This is a genomic window from Bacillus sp. MRMR6, assembly GCF_001940785.1.
GTDB lineage: Bacteria > Bacillota > Bacilli > Bacillales > Cytobacillaceae > Neobacillus.
On record NZ_MSLS01000054.1, the window covers coordinates 1 to 16389 of the forward strand.

Here is a 16389-nt window from a genome sequence, read left to right on the forward strand (position 1 = left end):
CGAATTGGTGGCACGGCATTGCGACCGTTATCCAGACAATATTTATCTTTTAATTCTTCAATTATGAATGAAAAGTCGACTAGTTCTTTAATTTGGCGAAGCATATTATCTTTTGGAACAATGAGATCATAAATTCCTATATATGGGCTAAGATTGAATGAATCTTGAAAGGAAATCATTTCGGTACCACCTTTAAAGTCTTGTTACCTTAATTATAAAATAAAAAGCAGTTGAAGGGTTGATAAAATCAACCTTCAACTGCCTCAAAACAAAGGACTTTTTCAGTGCCCTCCGCTTAAGCGCCTAGGAGGCTCCCCGGACCTCCTTAAGGTGCGCGAAGTACCTGGAAGCACAAATAAGCAGTAAACTTTATCACAGCTAAAATAAAGAAGAGGCTGCCATATAAAATGGCAGCCTTGTTTTATTTATTTGATCCTGGTTTATCGTTGTATCCAGCTGCAAAGATTGCTGCTAAAAATGTGATCATGACTAAAATAACTAAGAATAAACTCATGTTATGTAAAGCCTCCTTCAAGAACTTATTTATTCAATATATAGACATATCTATTTTTATTATAGCTTATCTAAAAAAAATGAAAAGGGCAATATTTTTCATTACAAGTTAGAAAGGTAATTTTCCTAAGTTTGAAATTGACTTTTACCTTAAATGGCATCTCCTCGCTCTTTATTTAACTTTTCACCTTTTAGATTTAAAAAAAGATAGACACTAAAATCCTATGTTACGCATGTTCAAGTTCTTAGGTGCATAGATTATATTAATCGTCTCTGACAATGCCACAGGGGGAGGGTATTAATGGATATTCTAAAAAAGATTGAGATGTTTCGAGAAGAGGAAGAAAAACTTCGTTGGGAAGGGTCATTTGCTGATTATTTATTGTTATTAAGAGAGAAGCCATGGGTAGCACAATCTGCACATTCTCGAGTTTATAATATGATCAAAGACGCTGGTATTGAGCAAGTAAAGGGGACGAAGCAATATAATTTCTTTAGCGATCAATTATTTGGTCTAGAGGAGTCTCTAGAAAGGCTCGTCGAAGAATATTTCCACCCGGCTGCAAAAAGGCTGGATGTCAGAAAACGAATTTTACTATTAATGGGTCCAGTTAGTGGCGGGAAATCAACACTGGTGACGATGTTAAAACGAGGTTTAGAAGCTTATTCCCACACGGACCGCGGCTCGGTATTTGCTATTAAGGGATGTCCGATGCATGAAGATCCACTTCATTTAATCCCGCATCACCTAAGGGGAGATTTTTATAGTGAATATGGGATAAGAATTGAGGGAAATCTTTCACCATTAAATATGATGCGTCTAGAGAAGGAATATGGTGGAAGAATAGAAGATGTTTTAGTTGAAAGAATCTTTTTCTCCGAGGACAAACGAACTGGTATCGGTACTTTTAGTCCATCTGATCCTAAATCACAGGATATTGCAGATTTAACAGGAAGCATAGACTTCTCAACAATTGCTGAATTTGGTTCAGAATCAGATCCACGGGCATACCGTTTTGATGGTGAGCTTAATAAAGCAAATCGTGGAATGATGGAATTCCAGGAGATGTTAAAATGTGATGAGAAATTCTTGTGGCATCTATTGTCTTTAACTCAGGAAGGAAATTTCAAGGCAGGGCGATTTGCATTAATTAGTGCTGATGAACTAATCGTAGCACACACAAATGAAACAGAGTATCGTTCGTTTATTTCCAATAAGAAAAATGAAGCGCTACATTCAAGGATTATTGTTATGCCTATCCCATATAATTTAAAGGTTTCGCAAGAAGAAAGAATTTATGGAAAAATGATTCGCGAAAGTGATGTTTCAGATGTGCATATCGCTCCGCATACGTTAAGGGTGGCAGCGATGTTTACCATCTTAACTAGGCTTAAGGAGCCAAAAAAAGGCGATATTGACTTAGTAAAGAAGATGCGTCTTTATAATGGTGAGACTGTCGAAGGGTTTAATGCGGTTGATGTAGATGAATTAAAGAAGGAATATCCAGACGAAGGTATGAGTGGAATTGATCCCCGATATGTGATTAACAGGATTTCATCGACAATTATTCGAAAAGAAGTACCAGCTATTAATGCTTTAGATGTCTTACGATCACTGAAGGATGGCTTGGATCAACATCCATCGATAACTGCGGAGCTGCGTGAACGATATATGAATTATATCTCAATCGCTCGTAAGGAATACGATAACCTTGCGAAGAAGGAAGTACAAAAGGCATTTGTTTATTCTTATGAAGAGTCTGCTAAGACTTTAATGGATAACTATCTTGATAATGTTGAAGCATATTGTAACAAAGCAAAACTTCGTGATCCACTGACAGGAGAAGAAATTAGTCCAGATGAAAAGCTGATGAGATCAATTGAAGAGCAAATTGGAATCTCTGAAAATGCTAAAAAAGCATTCAGGGAGGAAGTCTTAATTAGAATATCGGCATTTGCTAGGAAGGGTAAAAGGTTTGATTACAACTCACATGACAGGCTGCGTGAAGCAATTCAAAAGAAATTATTTGCGGACTTAAAGGATGTCGTGAAGATTACTACATCTTCAAAAACACCTGATGAACAGCAATTAAAGAAAATTAATGATGTTGTGGCCAGATTGATTGATGAGCATGGTTATAACTCAACATCTGCAAATGAGTTATTACGGTATGTTGGAAGTTTATTAAACAGGTAGGTAAAGACGACTGGCAGAAGGAATCTGCCAGTCTGTTTTTTTCACCAGTCGTGAGTTATAATCATTATTTGAAAGAAATCATTCGCACATAGACTCGTCCAATTTTCAGTAGGAAGCCTAATTGTCTAAATTATTTGTAAATTATTTGCGGCTTCTGCATAGGATAAAGTAATAAACATTTCATCTACAATTTTACACTCGGGTTATTGTATGTTCGTAATTTTAATTGGTGACTTTGGATGAAAAATTCATAAGGAGGGGTTTACATTGTCAGTTAACAACCATCAGTTTGTCATTTCAAGAGAAGATTGGTCCCTCCACCGTAAAGGCCACGATGACCAGCAACGACACCAGGAAAAAGTCCAAGAGGCGATTCGAAACAATCTTCCAGATTTAATTACAGAAGAAAGTATCATTATGTCTAACGGTCGAGATGTGGTAAAAATTCCGATTCGTTCATTGGACGAATATAAAATTCGTTATAACTATGACAAAAACAAACACGTGGGCCAAGGTGACGGTGACAGCCAAGTTGGTGATGTAGTTGCCCGAGATGGATCTAGTGCTCAAAAAGGTCCAGGCAAAGGGCAGGGGGCAGGGGACCAGGCTGGAGAAGATTATTTCGAGGCTGAGGTTTCTTTAATGGAGTTAGAGGAAGCTTTGTTTAAACAATTAGAGCTGCCTAATTTAAAAAGAAAAGAAGAGCAGGAACACCTAGTTGAGAACATTGAATTTAATGATATTCGTAAAACTGGGCTTATGGGAAATATCGATAAGAAAAGGACTATGATGTCAGCATTTAAGCGAAATGCAATGAGCGGTAAGCCATCGTTCCATCCAATCTATAAGGATGACTTGAAGTTTAAGACATGGAATGAAGTGGTGAAACCAGATTCAAAAGCAGTTGTGATTGCGATGATGGATACAAGCGGTTCGATGGGAATATGGGAAAAGTACATGGCCAGAAGCTTTTTCTTCTGGATGACGCGCTTCCTACGTACTAAATATGAGACAGTTGAAATTGAATTTATTGCTCACCATACAGAAGCTAAGGTAGTATCTGAGGAGGATTTCTTCTCAAAAGGTGAAAGTGGTGGAACTATCTGTTCATCTGCTTACCGTAAAGCTTTAGAGATTATTGACACTAAATATAATCCACGTAAGTTCAACATCTATCCATTCCACTTTTCTGACGGTGATAATTTAACATCTGATAATGCCCGCTGCGTCAAGCTTGTTGAGGAACTAATGAAGGTATCTAACATGTTTGGTTACGGCGAGGTAAATCAATACAATCGTCATTCTACCTTAATGTCAGCATATAAAAACATTAAGGATGAGCAATTCCGCTATTATATTCTCAAGCAAAAAGCAGATGTATTCCACGCAATGAGAAGCTTTTTCGAAAAAGAAGAAAATAAGCTGTATGCATAGAAAATCTTGCTTGATTGGTGGAAACGACAATCAAGCAAGATTTTTTTTGAGAAAATCAACAAATGTAAGTTTGTTGGCGGGGGGTTATGATTCTTTGTAGGCTTTTATGGATGTAATGGTAGGAAAACTAATATGAAAGGTTGTTCCTACACCTACCTCGCTTTGGACTCTGATTGAGCCGTCCATTGCGCGGACTAGGCTAAAAACCACCATCATTCCTAATCCTGTCCCCTTAGAGCCTTTTGTTGAATAGTAGGGTTCTCCAAGGCGTTCTAATTGTTCTTTACTCATGCCAACACCGGTATCTGTCACTCTAATGGTGACATTATCCTGGCTGAAATCTGTTTCTATATAGAGGTGCCCGCCATTTGGCATAGACTCTACTGCATTCTTAAGAATATTGATAAAGCATTGACGGAACCTTTGGCGATCACCCCTTATAAAACCAATCACTGAAAAATCGGTAATAATTTCAACAGAATGTTGATTGGCCATTGGCTGTAGAATATTAATAATTTGTTTTAATTCATTTTTTACATTAAGTTCTTCAATTGAAACGAGAGATGGTTTGGCAAAGGTTAAGTAATCCTGAATAACTCGTTCAGCCGAGTTAAGTTCTTCTTTTACAATTGATAGGTATTCTCTACGTTTATTTCTTGGAAGGTAATCATCCTGTAGCAATTGGACAAACCCGCTGGCTGCTGTAAGTGGATTACGAATTTCATGTGAAATGGCGGCTCCCATTTGTTCAACGGCCTTCAATTTCTCCACTTTTATTAACTGTTGCTGCATTTCCATACTTCTTTTAAAGAATTCAATACAATAGGCAATAATTCCAATTCCTAGCGGCGGAATGACAATATAGGCAAACCATGCATCCAGCCACATACGCTTGGTATTAATGAGTTCCATTCCGCTCACGGTCAGGATTCCTAGAATCATACCTAATAAAATGGCAAATGGAATACGCTTGGATGAACTTTGTTTATAAAACCAAGGGTATAGATTGATCATGATGATTCCTAATGGTACATATAGAATCATGGTTTCAATTAAACCTAAATCTAAACCATAGAAGCCTCTGATTATCAACATCGAAATGATAACAATTGGGCCTATACCTAGATAGAGGCCGCCGATCACAATCGGAATAATCCGTAAATCATATCGGGCGTAAGGTACAGGGTTGTATGAGAATTGTATACAAAACCAAATTAAAAGGATAAAAAAAACAATTATAACCGTTTTGGACATAGACAGCTTTTTGCTTTGATCAAGCCAAATCATACAAAAGAATAGCAAAATAATTAATACTGAGAGATTCAAGAACAGGTGTTTAGTAATTTCCATTCATCTTTCACCGTCCAAAAATGCGCTGATAGGAAAATTTTACAGTTAAATAAACCTATATACAACAAAATTCTCTATCTATTTACAAAAAAACCATCTATCACTGACTTTTTTAAAAAATGAATATAATAGTCAACTTTTAAAGCTCCGCTTGACAAGAAAAAAATTTCAGGGACTACTGCTAATTAGAATAATTCAAAGGGTACCCGAAAAGTATAAAGGAGAGTACAAATGAAGGAGGAAGAAATGAGATTAACACACAGGTTCATTTTATTAAGCATACCGGTAATCTGTACACCTCTCCTGGCCGCAGCCCATGTAAAATGGTTCACAGAGGTAACTCCCGAAAAGGAAACAATTGAAAATATCATATCCCCCTTTTTTATGACTATTTCTATACTTATTGCACTACTTCTAGCTGTGCTTCCACAGCTTTTGCCAATCGTTGATAACCTGGGAATTACTAAGAGAATTGACCGTTTCCTAGATGGCTATCGCATTTCTTCACGATACCTTCTGAAATATGGAACGGCAATTGCCTTAATTATTCAAGTTTGGTCAGGTACAGTTTTTGCTCCAGAGTTTGCGATTCCAAATCAAACAGTCAGGATTGCATTGTGGTTAGCCATTCTACTCTTATTAATTCCCGTACATTATGCTACAAAGGCAGGGGCGTTTGTTTTACTTGGCTTATTTATCTATCAATTAGCAGAGTCAGGATTATTTCATATGCTTGATTATGGCTTTTACTTGGCTATTATTGGCGTTTTATTAGTAGGAAAAACCAAGCTTTCTGATTGGGGGTTTCCATTTCTATATTTAGGTACAGGATTATCTCTTTGCTGGGTTGCAGCTGAAAAATGGGTGTATCCGGCAATGAGCATGGATATTATCGTGCAGCATAGTGTTCCTACATTTGGATTTCCGCCAGAATCCTTTGTGGTAATTGCAGCATTCATTGAATTTGTTGTAGGTTACTTACTAATTGTTGGTATCCTAAATCGGCTTCTAGCATTTGTTCTGACACTCATTTTTATCTCAACAACCATGCTGTTTGGCTATGTAGAAGTGATTGGCCACTTCATGATACACATAGTGCTAATCATTTTTATTATAGAAGGGGTATCGTTTTACCAGCCGCCCATTAAAATACACAATACAAGGATTTCGCAGGTGATTTTTGTATTCCTAAATTTCATTTTCACACTCGCAACCTTCTTGTTAATCTACTACCGTTTTGCATAGACTCAAGAAAAAAAGCATCCCTGAGGATGCTCAGGTTACCGAGAAACTCTCGTTATCCATTATTTTTTTATGTTTTAACTATATACTGTGTTAACTTTTTAAACAGGGTCTGTTGCGTTCCAGGCACTTCGCTTTCCGCGGGCGTGTCGGTGAGCCTCCTCGGAGCTAACGCTCCTGCGGGGTCTCCCCTGCCCCGTACTCCCGCAGGAGTCTGCGTGCCTGGAACGAAAATCAACATAGAGTTTTATCAAAGTATTTTAATCAAAAAATAGATAATAGAAATATGTTGGTGTAAAAAATGTTTATACCAAAAGAGTCTAATGAAAGGGAATATGAATTTGTTTGTATCGATGATTGGAAACTGATGACGATCTTCTCGTTTGATTGATAAATTTATTGATTTTCGTTTCTTCTTGAATAGTTCGATTCTCTTTACAGTGATGATAATAGACGTCCAATTGATCCTCTTATTCTTTATAAAGTTTGTAACACGACTTGTATGGGAGGAGCACAAAGAAAAGGTTAGGTTAAATAGCTTATCTAATTCGGGGAAAATGCTTTATAAATTTAGTAAGGAAATGATTGAGCGAAGCTTCGCAGACTCGAAGGAGTTACATGGGCTTAGCTATTGCCGTTTACGTGGATAGAAGAAGGTAAGTGAACAAGCCCCCATACGGCACATGCCAAAATATAAAAAATTGCAACACTCTTAGCCAGGTCGAAAAAAGTGTGTTGCAATTCAATAAGTTGGTTTCCCCTGTTGATTGGAGCGCAGGGCACTCGACTCCTGCGGGATATAGAGGTCACTGGACTGGGAGACCCCGCAGGTGCGAAAGCACCGAGGAGGCTCCAGGACCTGCACGCGGAAAGCGAGTGCCCGGAGCGGAAACCAACAGGCCCATTTGCATGAACAATCCCTTTCTCGACAATCTGAGCATCCCTGAGGATGCTTTTACTATAAATACTAAACTGGAGCAGCGATGCCTTTTGCTAATTCTTTTGCTGCTAGTCTAGCTCTTTCTTTTGCATCTGCCAGCAATTCAGGAACTCTTTGTGGATATAAATCAAAGCCTTCAGCCACAACTGTATCCATTACTTCAATACCAAGGAAGCGAAGGGCTATTTTTAAATAACGGTCGCCGGATTCCATTTCTTCTAATGGGGTACCTGTATATTGTCCACCGCGTGTTTGAATGTGAATCGCCTTTTTCCCTTTTAAAAGCCCCTTAGGTCCATTAGCTGTGTGGGCAAATGTTTTCCCTGAGATAAAAAGGTTATCTAAGAAAGCTTTTAAGATCGCAGGTGAATTTAAGTTCCACATTGGAGACACAAATACATAGTAGTCATATTGAATAAACTCGTCCGCCAGAGCGTGCATCTTGAGGATTTTTTCTCTTTCCACCTCAGAGAGTTGATCAAGTGTGTAACCATAACCCGCTAATTTCCCACGTGCAAAGACAAGATCAGCATCCATATGTGCTATATCAAAAGAGAATAAATCGATTTTGGAAATGTCAACGTCAGAACGCTCCTGTTGAAAAGAATCAAGAAAGGCCTCACCAATCTGCATTCCTTTAGACTTTTCTATCCCTTTAGGGTTTGCACTAATATATAATAATTTCTCCATAAGAGTCACTTCCTATCATTTGAAATGCTATTCTTTCCCCTATTATAAAGAAATATACCTTGCCTAACTTTGAAAAATAGGTGAATTTCTTGAACATTAAGTGACAAAAAAACCTTTCACTTAGAGAAAAAGTGAAAGGTGAAAAATTTAAAAGCCAACGCTAAAGTCATCAGGATCAGGTCCTACGCGTTCATTTTTATTTAAGGCAGAGATTTTCTCCATGTCTTCTACTGTAAGCTCAAAATCAAAGATGGAAGCATTTTCGATGATTCTGCTTTCTTTAACTGATTTTGGAATGGTCACGACTCCGTTTTGTAAGTCCCAACGCAGAATAATTTGGGCCGCTGATTTATTGTGCTTTACGGCAATGCTATTGATTACAGGGTTAGATAATAGCTCTCCTTGCTTTAAAGGCGACCATGCCTCCAATTGAATGCCCTGTTTTTTACAGTAATCCAATAATTCTACTTGAGTTAAATGGGGGTGATACTCGACCTGATTAATCATTGGCTTTATTTCCGCCTGGCTGATTAGGTTTTCTAAATGATGAACCTTGAAGTTACTTACCCCAATTGCCCGTACACGGCCATCCTTGTATAGTTTTTCGAGGGCTTTCCATGTATCAATATACTTATCCTTACCAGGCCAGTGGATTAGGTATAAATCCAGGTAATCGAGTCCAAGCTTATTCAGGCTGGTTTCAAAGGCTTGTAGTGTAGATTCGTAGCCTTGATCAGCATTCCAGACTTTTGTGGTAATAAATAACTCTTCACGAGGGACACCAGAATCTTTAATTCCCTGTCCTACTCCTTCTTCATTTTTGTAAACGGCTGCTGTATCAATACTTATATAGCCATTTTGGAGAGCTGCTTTTACTGAACTAACGACTTCTTCTCCTTCCTGGACTTTAAAAACTCCAAGCCCGAGCCATGGCATTTTTACACCGTTATGTAATAAAGTACAATCCTGTAAACTAGTTGACATATGAAAAACCTCCTTAATCTTCTTAAGCAATTTTATTTTCTCATATCCTATGGTTTTTATCCTTCAAAAAGATTCTTTTATAATAATATCTTGGACAATCAGGAGTATACTAGTTTTATAGGTATGCAAATACATACACATAAAGGATTTGAAAAAAATGCTCGGATTATTAATTGTACTAATTCTAGTTTTATTTTTGCCCTTTACTGTCAAAAAAGTTGAGCACAATTTAGAGATTTTCTTATTTATCATGGGAGTAATGGCCGCAAGCATGAGCGGAATAATGGATCGTGAGTTAATAGAAAAAGCACTGGTTGATCCGTTAAAGATAACTGCTGCAGTCCTGATTGCTGGATTAATTTGTAAGTGGCTACAGGAACCACTCGAGAATCTTATTCTTTCACTCACTAATGTTCTATCACCAAGAGTATTTTGTGCCATTACCGTCATTATTTTAGGACTAGCTTCAAGTATTATTACGGCCATTATCGCGGCAATTATATTGGTTATCATTATTAACACACTGCCGCTTGACCGGCAATCAGAAATTCGCTTTACCATATTAGCCTGTTTTTCAATTGGGCTGGGTGCTGCACTAACCCCTATTGGGGAGCCTTTATCTACTGTAACAGTCAGTAAACTAAATGAAGATTTCTTTTATCTATTAAGCTTAATTGGTTCTAAAATCATACCTGCCATTCTAGTCTATGGAGCAGTGACGTTTTTCTTAGTCAACCCGCGTAACAGGAAAAATAGCAGCTTAGAATCTGTAAACAAAGTAGAATCTTACCCGGAGATTATGTTTCGATCTTTTAAGATATACTTGTTTGTCATGGGATTAACTTTCCTTGGAGCTGGATTTGAGCCTTTAATAAATGAGTATATCCTTGGACTGCAGCCCATTTTGTTATATTGGATTAATATGATTTCCGCTGTTTTAGATAATGCCACACTTGCGGCTGCTGAAATTAGTCCTGCCATGAGTGAGGAGACCATCCGCGCCATTTTACTAGGTTTGCTCATTAGTGGAGGTATGCTGATTCCAGGGAATATCCCCAATATCATTGCCGCAGGGAAATTGAACATTACGAGTAAAGAATGGGCCCAATTTGGTGTACCAGTCGGTCTCATCACCATGACAGCCTATTTTATTTTGTTATTTATCCTCTCCTAAAACCACGCCAAAAAGTACCGAGTGTTAACCCGGTACTTTTTGGCGTCCAATTGATTTATAAACCTAATTTATTTATAAAATCCACAGTCTCTTGGTGTTCAGATTTTATTAACTTAAGCAGTTTCTTATCGCTGGTTACGAGGGAAGTTCCATTTTCATCGGCAATAGCTTTTGTAAATGAGTTGCTTTTCTTCACCACCCACTTATCAGTGCCCCATTCTAAACGAAGGTCAATGATTCCTAGCCGGCTTCCAAACGATCCCGCCATTACAACCGGTTTTCCATTAATCGTTCCCGATTCGATATTGGTATGCGGCAGTTTTTTAAAGACTGTCCCTGGAAATACACTGTGGGAATGTCCTGCTAAAATAACATCAATTTCAGGAATCTGACTAAGATAATAGACCGCATTTTCTGTTTCAGGATGGTAGGGTTCACTATCGATGCCTGTATGTGCCAAAACAATAATTAAATCGGCTCCTTCTGCTCTCATCTGCGGGATCAATTCCGTTACCGCATCTACCATTGGTCTTGCAAAGACCTTTCCCTCAAGGTTTGCCTTATCCCATCTCATAATTTGCGGGGGCATGACTCCAATCACCCCAACATTCAAAGTACGTGTTGTTCCTTCTTGTGAGACTACTTGTCTTTTTAAAATAACATACGGCTTAAAATATGGCTTGTTCGTTTTTACCGAGTAAACATTTGCATTAACAACAGGCATCTTAGCTCCTTTTAACACTTTATTTAAAAACTTAAGGCCATAATTAAACTCATGGTTTCCGATTGCAATGGCATCATAATTTAAATAATTAAAGGCTCTATACACCGGATGAGTTTTCCCTTTGCTGATTCCTCTAATCCTTGCTAAATACTCTCCAAGCGGGTTTCCTTTTAAATGGTCGCCATCATCAAATAGCAGTGAATTTTCCACTTCATTCCTTGCTTGATGGATTAGTCCTGCTGTTTTAACAAGCCCGATTTTGTTATCAATTTTAGATTGATAGTAGTCATAATTCATTAATGAGGCGTGCAGGTCGGTTGTTTCTAAAATTCGCAAGTCAACCACATTTCTAGCGGGAGTTGGATTCGCTTCTGCATGGTAGTTGGCAGGACGGATTTGACAAATTAGTGTGACAATGATGAATAGCAGAAGACTCTTTTTTATAAGCACTTTTTTCACCTCCAAGCTTATGGAATCCTAATTTTATTTGTAGTATTTGTCATTAAATAAAGTTGATACATGAGAGAAAAGTTCCGTTGACTGTAACATTGGTCAAATCGGATTTACGATTGTCTATTCTATAATTAAGAGAGAGATATTGGTAATTTTAAGCTGCAACAAACTTGAGATATAGGCTTTATGGGGAAAAATGTATAAAGTTCAAAGGGAGGTATTTTATTGAGAGAAAATAAAAGTCTAACAATTCTTTCAGGTCATTTTGGGTGTGGAAAGACTGAAATTGCCATCAATTTAGCACTAAAGGAAAAGCAAAACCATGACAAAGTAGCCATTAATGATTTAGATATCATCAATCCCTATTTTCGTTCGAGAGATGCTGCAGCCCTTTTTCATGATGATATTATTAGGTGCATTCTTAGAGTTAAAAAAGGTGGTATCAGTAGAATCGGTAATTGAGTCACTAAGGAAAGTCCTAGCACCTGAAAAACACCATTTAATTGAGCTTAATAAGCTGGCTTTAAAAAAAGGGGCTTCCCTTGTTAAGGTACCAGCAGTTTAACTTGGTAACTGAAAAACGAGCAATACGCAAAAAGTATTTAATCTTATCAAGGACCAGCTGACCAGGCTGGTTCTTTTATTTAAGTCACTTTAGCTTGAAAAGAAGCTTGAATTAAAGGTACAATAATAAAAAATGTTCATTAGTGATTTTACAAATGTAAAAGATTATGAGTGAAAAAGAAAATAACAATGGGTGATAACTGTGGACCAAGAAAAGTTATATAAGGTAATTGAAGCTGCAAAACTATATTATTTATTGGATTATAATCAAAACGAAATTGCTAAGGTTTTGGGAGTTTCACGTCCTACAGTCTCACGGCTGTTACAACAAGCAAAGGCAGATGGCATTGTTCAAATTAATATAATGGATCCTACAGAAAACGTTGTAGCGCTTGCAAGTCAGTTAGAGAAGAAGTTCAATCTAAAGAAAGCAATTGTTGCCTCTATTCCACAATTTGAAAACCATATAATCAAGAATTACCTAGGAGAAAAAGCGGCTAACTATCTTCATGAAATTGTGAAGGAACAGGATGTTATTGGTGTAACGTGGGGGACGACATTATATCATATAGCAATTGAATTAAAGCAGAAATTCGTGAAGGATGTTAAGGTTGTTCAATTAAAAGGCGGGGTCAGCCATTCAGAAACAAACACGTATGCATCTGAAATTTTATATTTATTTGGGAAAGCATATAATACAACACCCCATCACCTCCCTCTCCCAGCCATTGTTGACCATGTTGTCGTCAAACAAGCTATGGAGGCAGACCGACACATAAAAAGGATACTAGAATTAGGGAAACAAGCGAATATTGCTTTGTTTACAATTGGGACGGTTAAAACGGATTCTCTACTTTTCCAAATGGGCTATTTTACGGAAAGCGACCAAGAATCCTTATATGAAAAAGCCGTTGGTGATATCTGTTCACGTTTCTTTGATAAAAATGGTGATATCTGCAATGAAAGTTTGAATGAAAGAACGTTGGGAGTTAATCTCAATGACTTACGCCAAAAAGAATATTCAGTTCTTGTTGCAGGCGGCCCAAATAAAATTGAAGGTATTTATGGTGCACTAAAAGGTCAGTATGCGAATGTCTTAATTACAGATCAATTTACAGCACAATTTTTACTAGATAAACAAGAGTGAAAAAACAGCAGCTATTTGCTGTTTTTTTGTCCTTCGTGTGAAAAACAATAAAAATATTTTACATTTGTTCAAATGACTATTTACAAATGTTCGTAGTTTTTGTATAGTTACATTGTGATAGATAAATGGATTAAACAAATAGATAATAATTATTCAAAAACAGGGAGGACCTCGTAATGACACAAAATATCGTGAACATGATTGATCATACATTATTGAAAGCAGATGCAAGAAAAGAAGAGATTGTTAAGTTAGTAGAAGAAGCAAAGGAATATAAGTTTGCATCTGTATGTGTAAACCCAACATGGGTAAAAACAGCGGCGGATATGCTTGCAGATACTCCAGAAGTTAAGGTATGTACTGTAATTGGATTTCCGTTAGGTGCATCTACACCTGAAACAAAAGCTTTTGAAACGAAAAATGCTATTGAAAATGGTGCAACTGAAATTGATATGGTGATTAATATTGCAGCCCTTAAAGATCAACAGAATGTTCTAGTTGAGCAGGATATTCGTGCGGTTGTAGAGGCAGCAAAAGGTAAAGCTTTAGTAAAGGTGATCATCGAAACCTGCCTTCTAACAAGAGAAGAGAAAGTTAGAGCATGTGAACTTTCCGTAAAAGCTGGGGCAGATTTTGTAAAAACTTCAACAGGATTCTCGAGCGGTGGAGCAACTGTTGAAGATATTCGCTTAATGCGTTTGACTGTTGGACCTGAGATAGGTGTAAAAGCTTCTGGCGGTGTTCGAAGCCGTGAGGATGCAGTAGCAATGGTGGAGGCTGGGGCTTCTAGAATTGGTGCTAGCTCTGGGGTTTCAATCAGTAAAGGTGAACTATCTACTAGTAATTATTAATCATTATAATAAGATATGAGGGAAAAGATATGAAAGAAATAGTATTAGCATTATTGGCAGGACTAATTGTTGGGATTCTTTTTAAATTTATGAAGCTCCCTTTACCTGCACCACCCGTTTTTTCAGCAGTTGTCGGTGTTTTCGGTGTTTATTTTGGAGGTTTAGTCGCTGAGTGGATCTCTAAAATCATTCAGCATTAAACATTCTGGGAGAGTGAATAATAATGGAAGAGAAAGTGCTAATTAAAGAAGCAATTAAAGCAAGAGAGCTTGCATACGTTCCTTATTCTAATTTTCAAGTAGGTGCTGCCCTTTTATCAGTTGATGGTCAGGTATTTCATGGTTGTAATATTGAAAATGCATCATATGGAATGACAAATTGTGCGGAACGTACGGCTTTGTTTAAAGCATACTCAGAAGGTGTAACTAAATTTACTTCTCTGACAGTGGTTGGTGATACGGAAAAGCCAATCTCACCATGTGGTGCTTGCCGTCAAGTCATTTCGGAGCTTTGTGATCCAGATATGGAAGTAGTGCTTACGAACTTAAAGGGCGATGTTCAAAGAATGAAGGTTAGGGATCTTCTTCCTGGTGCGTTTTCTCCTAATGATTTAAAATAAGCTGAGGTGGGATGAAAAGTCCCATCTCTTTTTTTGTTTCAAAACTACAGAGGTGATGAAAATGGAAAAGACTATCGGGTTTATCGGTGCCGGAAAAATGGCTCAAGCTATGATCGAAGGAATATTAAATTCCAATCTAATCGGACCTGAGAATATCCTGGCAAGTGCGGCAACAGAGAAAACAAGGAACAGCATTAATCAAAAGTATAACCTTCATGTCACTCCTTTTAACAAGGAGGTTGCAAAATTTGCTGATATTCTCATAATTGCTGTGAAGCCCTCTATTCATAAAGAGATTATTGCAGAGATTAGAAATGATATGAATGCAAACAGTATCGTTGTAACCATTGCGGCTGGTATTACATTAGCAGACGTGGAAAAATTATTTGGTTACCCGGTAAAGGTTGTTCGAACGATGCCGAATACCCCTGCATTAGTTGGGGAAGGAATGACGGTCTTGTGCCCGAATCATTATATTTCCGAAACAGAAGTTGAAAATGTTGAACAGCTTCTTAATACCTTTGGCAAATCAGAACGCCTGCCAGAGGAATTAATGGATGCAGTTCCTGCTATAAGCGGGTCTTCGCCTGCATATGTTTATATGTTGATTGAAGCTCTGGCAGATGGAGGAGTCCGCCAGGGGATTCCAAGAGACCAAGCCTACCGATTGGGAGCACAAGCGGTTTTAGGAGCAGCTAGGATGGTCTTAGAAACAGAAAAACATCCAGGAGAATTGAAGGATCATGTTTGTACACCTGGAGGAGCGACGATTGAAGCGGTATCGGTACTGGAGGAAAAACGATTTCGCGGCGCTATCCTATCCGCAATGGACAGCTGTACAAAAAAAGTTAAATCCCTACTAGATGTTTCAAAACAGTGATCTGGAATAAAGAAAAGGATGGAGCAATGTAAATTGCCCATCCTTTTTAGTTTGGCTGTGTTAAACTAGGCTGTTGATTTGCACTCCAGGCGCTATGCTTTCCGCGGGCTCGCCCGTGAGCCTCCTCGGTCGTTCCGACCTGCGGGGTCTCACTCAGCTCGTACATCCCGCTGGAGTCAAGCGCCTTCCACTCCAATCAACAGGTTCTTAAACCAACAGTATCCTTTGACACAGCCTTAAGTTTGGCTGTGTTAAACTAGGCTGTTGATTTGCACTCCAGGCGCTATGCTTTCCGCGGGCTCGCCCGTGAGCCTCCTCGGTCGTTTCGAGAGGGCACTGAAAAAGTCCTTTGTTTTGAGGCAGTTGAAGGTTGATTTTATCAACCCTTCAACTGCTTTTTATTTTATAATTAAGGTAACAAGACTTTAAAGGTGGTACCGAAATGATTTCCTTTCAAGATTCATTTAATCTTAGCCCATATATAGGAATTTATGATCTCATTGTTCCAAAAGATAATATGCTTCGCCAAATTAAAAAACTAGTCGACTTTTCATTCATAATTGAAGAATTAAAAGATAAATATTGTCTGGATAACGGTCGCAATGCCGTGCCACCAATTCGAATGTT

General features: G+C 38.0%; 17 protein-coding genes and 1 pseudogene. 13 read left to right on the plus strand and 5 right to left on the minus strand.

Annotated features, from left to right (window positions below; translation table 11 throughout):
- A partial coding sequence (locus tag BTR25_RS27325; RefSeq protein ID WP_483295224.1) for a transposase occupies nt 1-179 on the minus strand: 179 nt, incomplete at its 3' end.
- Between the two features lie 635 nt (nt 180-814).
- Here BTR25_RS27325 and BTR25_RS25700 point away from each other — a divergent pair.
- Entirely contained in the window at nt 815-2710 is a 1896-nt protein-coding gene (locus BTR25_RS25700; RefSeq protein WP_075690808.1) for a PrkA family serine protein kinase, read from the plus strand.
- Between the two features lie 267 nt (nt 2711-2977).
- The gene (gene yhbH / locus BTR25_RS25705; RefSeq protein WP_075690809.1) at nt 2978-4144 is read left to right on the plus strand and encodes a sporulation protein YhbH; all 1167 of its coding nucleotides are present in this window, start codon (nt 2978-2980) and stop codon (nt 4142-4144) included.
- Between the two features lie 84 nt (nt 4145-4228).
- Here the strand turns inward: yhbH and BTR25_RS25710 are convergent, their stop codons facing one another.
- Complete coding sequence (locus BTR25_RS25710) at nt 4229-5494, minus strand: sensor histidine kinase (protein ID WP_075690810.1); 1266 nt, start codon at nt 5492-5494, stop codon at nt 4229-4231.
- A 246-nt stretch (nt 5495-5740) separates the two neighbouring features.
- On the opposite strand from BTR25_RS25710, the gene BTR25_RS25715 reads away from it, so the two are divergent.
- Both BTR25_RS25715 and BTR25_RS27330 read left to right on the plus strand, forming a co-directional pair.
- Nucleotides 5741-6739, plus strand: coding sequence for a DoxX family membrane protein (locus tag BTR25_RS25715; protein ID WP_075690820.1), 999 nt, complete (start codon nt 5741-5743; stop codon nt 6737-6739).
- 479 nt (nt 6740-7218) lie between these two features.
- A pseudogene (locus BTR25_RS27330) lies at nt 7219-7383 on the plus strand (transposase); the annotation flags it as partial.
- Nucleotides 7384-7703: 320 nt separating this feature from the next.
- Here BTR25_RS27330 and BTR25_RS25725 read toward each other — a convergent pair.
- Both BTR25_RS25725 and BTR25_RS25730 read right to left on the minus strand, forming a co-directional pair.
- Nucleotides 7704-8366, minus strand: coding sequence for an FMN-dependent NADH-azoreductase (locus BTR25_RS25725; RefSeq protein ID WP_075690811.1), 663 nt, complete (start codon nt 8364-8366; stop codon nt 7704-7706).
- A gap of 147 nt (nt 8367-8513) precedes the next feature.
- Nucleotides 8514-9350 carry an aldo/keto reductase gene (locus BTR25_RS25730; protein WP_075690812.1) on the minus strand — a complete coding sequence of 279 codons (837 nt, stop codon included), beginning with the start codon at nt 9348-9350 and terminating at the stop codon, nt 8514-8516.
- A 157-nt stretch (nt 9351-9507) separates the two neighbouring features.
- Here BTR25_RS25730 and BTR25_RS25735 point away from each other — a divergent pair, with 157 nt between their 5' ends.
- Nucleotides 9508-10524: a DUF1646 family protein gene (locus tag BTR25_RS25735; RefSeq protein ID WP_075690813.1), complete on the plus strand. Its 1017-nt coding sequence runs from the start codon at nt 9508-9510 to the stop codon at nt 10522-10524.
- A 55-nt stretch (nt 10525-10579) separates the two neighbouring features.
- Here BTR25_RS25735 and BTR25_RS25740 read toward each other — a convergent pair whose 3' ends face one another.
- Nucleotides 10580-11698 carry a metallophosphoesterase gene (locus BTR25_RS25740; protein ID WP_075690814.1) on the minus strand — a complete coding sequence of 373 codons (1119 nt, stop codon included), beginning with the start codon at nt 11696-11698 and terminating at the stop codon, nt 10580-10582.
- 228 nt (nt 11699-11926) lie between these two features.
- Here BTR25_RS25740 and BTR25_RS25745 point away from each other — a divergent pair, with 228 nt between their 5' ends.
- From BTR25_RS25745 to BTR25_RS25775, 8 genes are all read left to right on the plus strand, one after another.
- The gene (locus tag BTR25_RS25745) at nt 11927-12163 is read left to right on the plus strand and encodes a hypothetical protein (RefSeq protein ID WP_075690815.1); all 237 of its coding nucleotides are present in this window, start codon (nt 11927-11929) and stop codon (nt 12161-12163) included.
- Nucleotides 12102-12266, plus strand: coding sequence for a 2-oxoacid:acceptor oxidoreductase family protein (locus tag BTR25_RS28720; protein WP_368483013.1), 165 nt, complete (start codon nt 12102-12104; stop codon nt 12264-12266). The genes BTR25_RS25745 and BTR25_RS28720 overlap by 62 nt, the downstream gene beginning before the upstream one ends.
- 201 nt (nt 12267-12467) lie before the next feature.
- The gene (locus BTR25_RS25750; RefSeq protein WP_175596900.1) at nt 12468-13412 is read left to right on the plus strand and encodes a DNA-binding transcriptional repressor DeoR; all 945 of its coding nucleotides are present in this window, start codon (nt 12468-12470) and stop codon (nt 13410-13412) included.
- Nucleotides 13413-13588: 176 nt separating this feature from the next.
- Nucleotides 13589-14263: a deoxyribose-phosphate aldolase gene (gene deoC / locus BTR25_RS25755; protein WP_075690816.1), complete on the plus strand. Its 675-nt coding sequence runs from the start codon at nt 13589-13591 to the stop codon at nt 14261-14263.
- A gap of 29 nt (nt 14264-14292) precedes the next feature.
- Nucleotides 14293-14463 (plus strand): XapX domain-containing protein, encoded by a 171-nt coding sequence (locus tag BTR25_RS25760; protein ID WP_075690817.1) that lies wholly within the window; start codon nt 14293-14295, stop codon nt 14461-14463.
- 23 nt (nt 14464-14486) lie between these two features.
- Nucleotides 14487-14882 carry a cytidine deaminase gene (locus tag BTR25_RS25765; protein WP_075690818.1) on the plus strand — a complete coding sequence of 132 codons (396 nt, stop codon included), beginning with the start codon at nt 14487-14489 and terminating at the stop codon, nt 14880-14882.
- A gap of 61 nt (nt 14883-14943) precedes the next feature.
- Nucleotides 14944-15762, plus strand: a complete 819-nt coding sequence (gene proC, locus BTR25_RS25770; RefSeq protein ID WP_075690819.1) for a pyrroline-5-carboxylate reductase — start codon at nt 14944-14946, stop codon at nt 15760-15762.
- Between the two features lie 442 nt (nt 15763-16204).
- The coding region (locus BTR25_RS25775) for a transposase (RefSeq protein WP_483295243.1) at nt 16205-16389 on the plus strand (185 nt) is incomplete at its 3' end.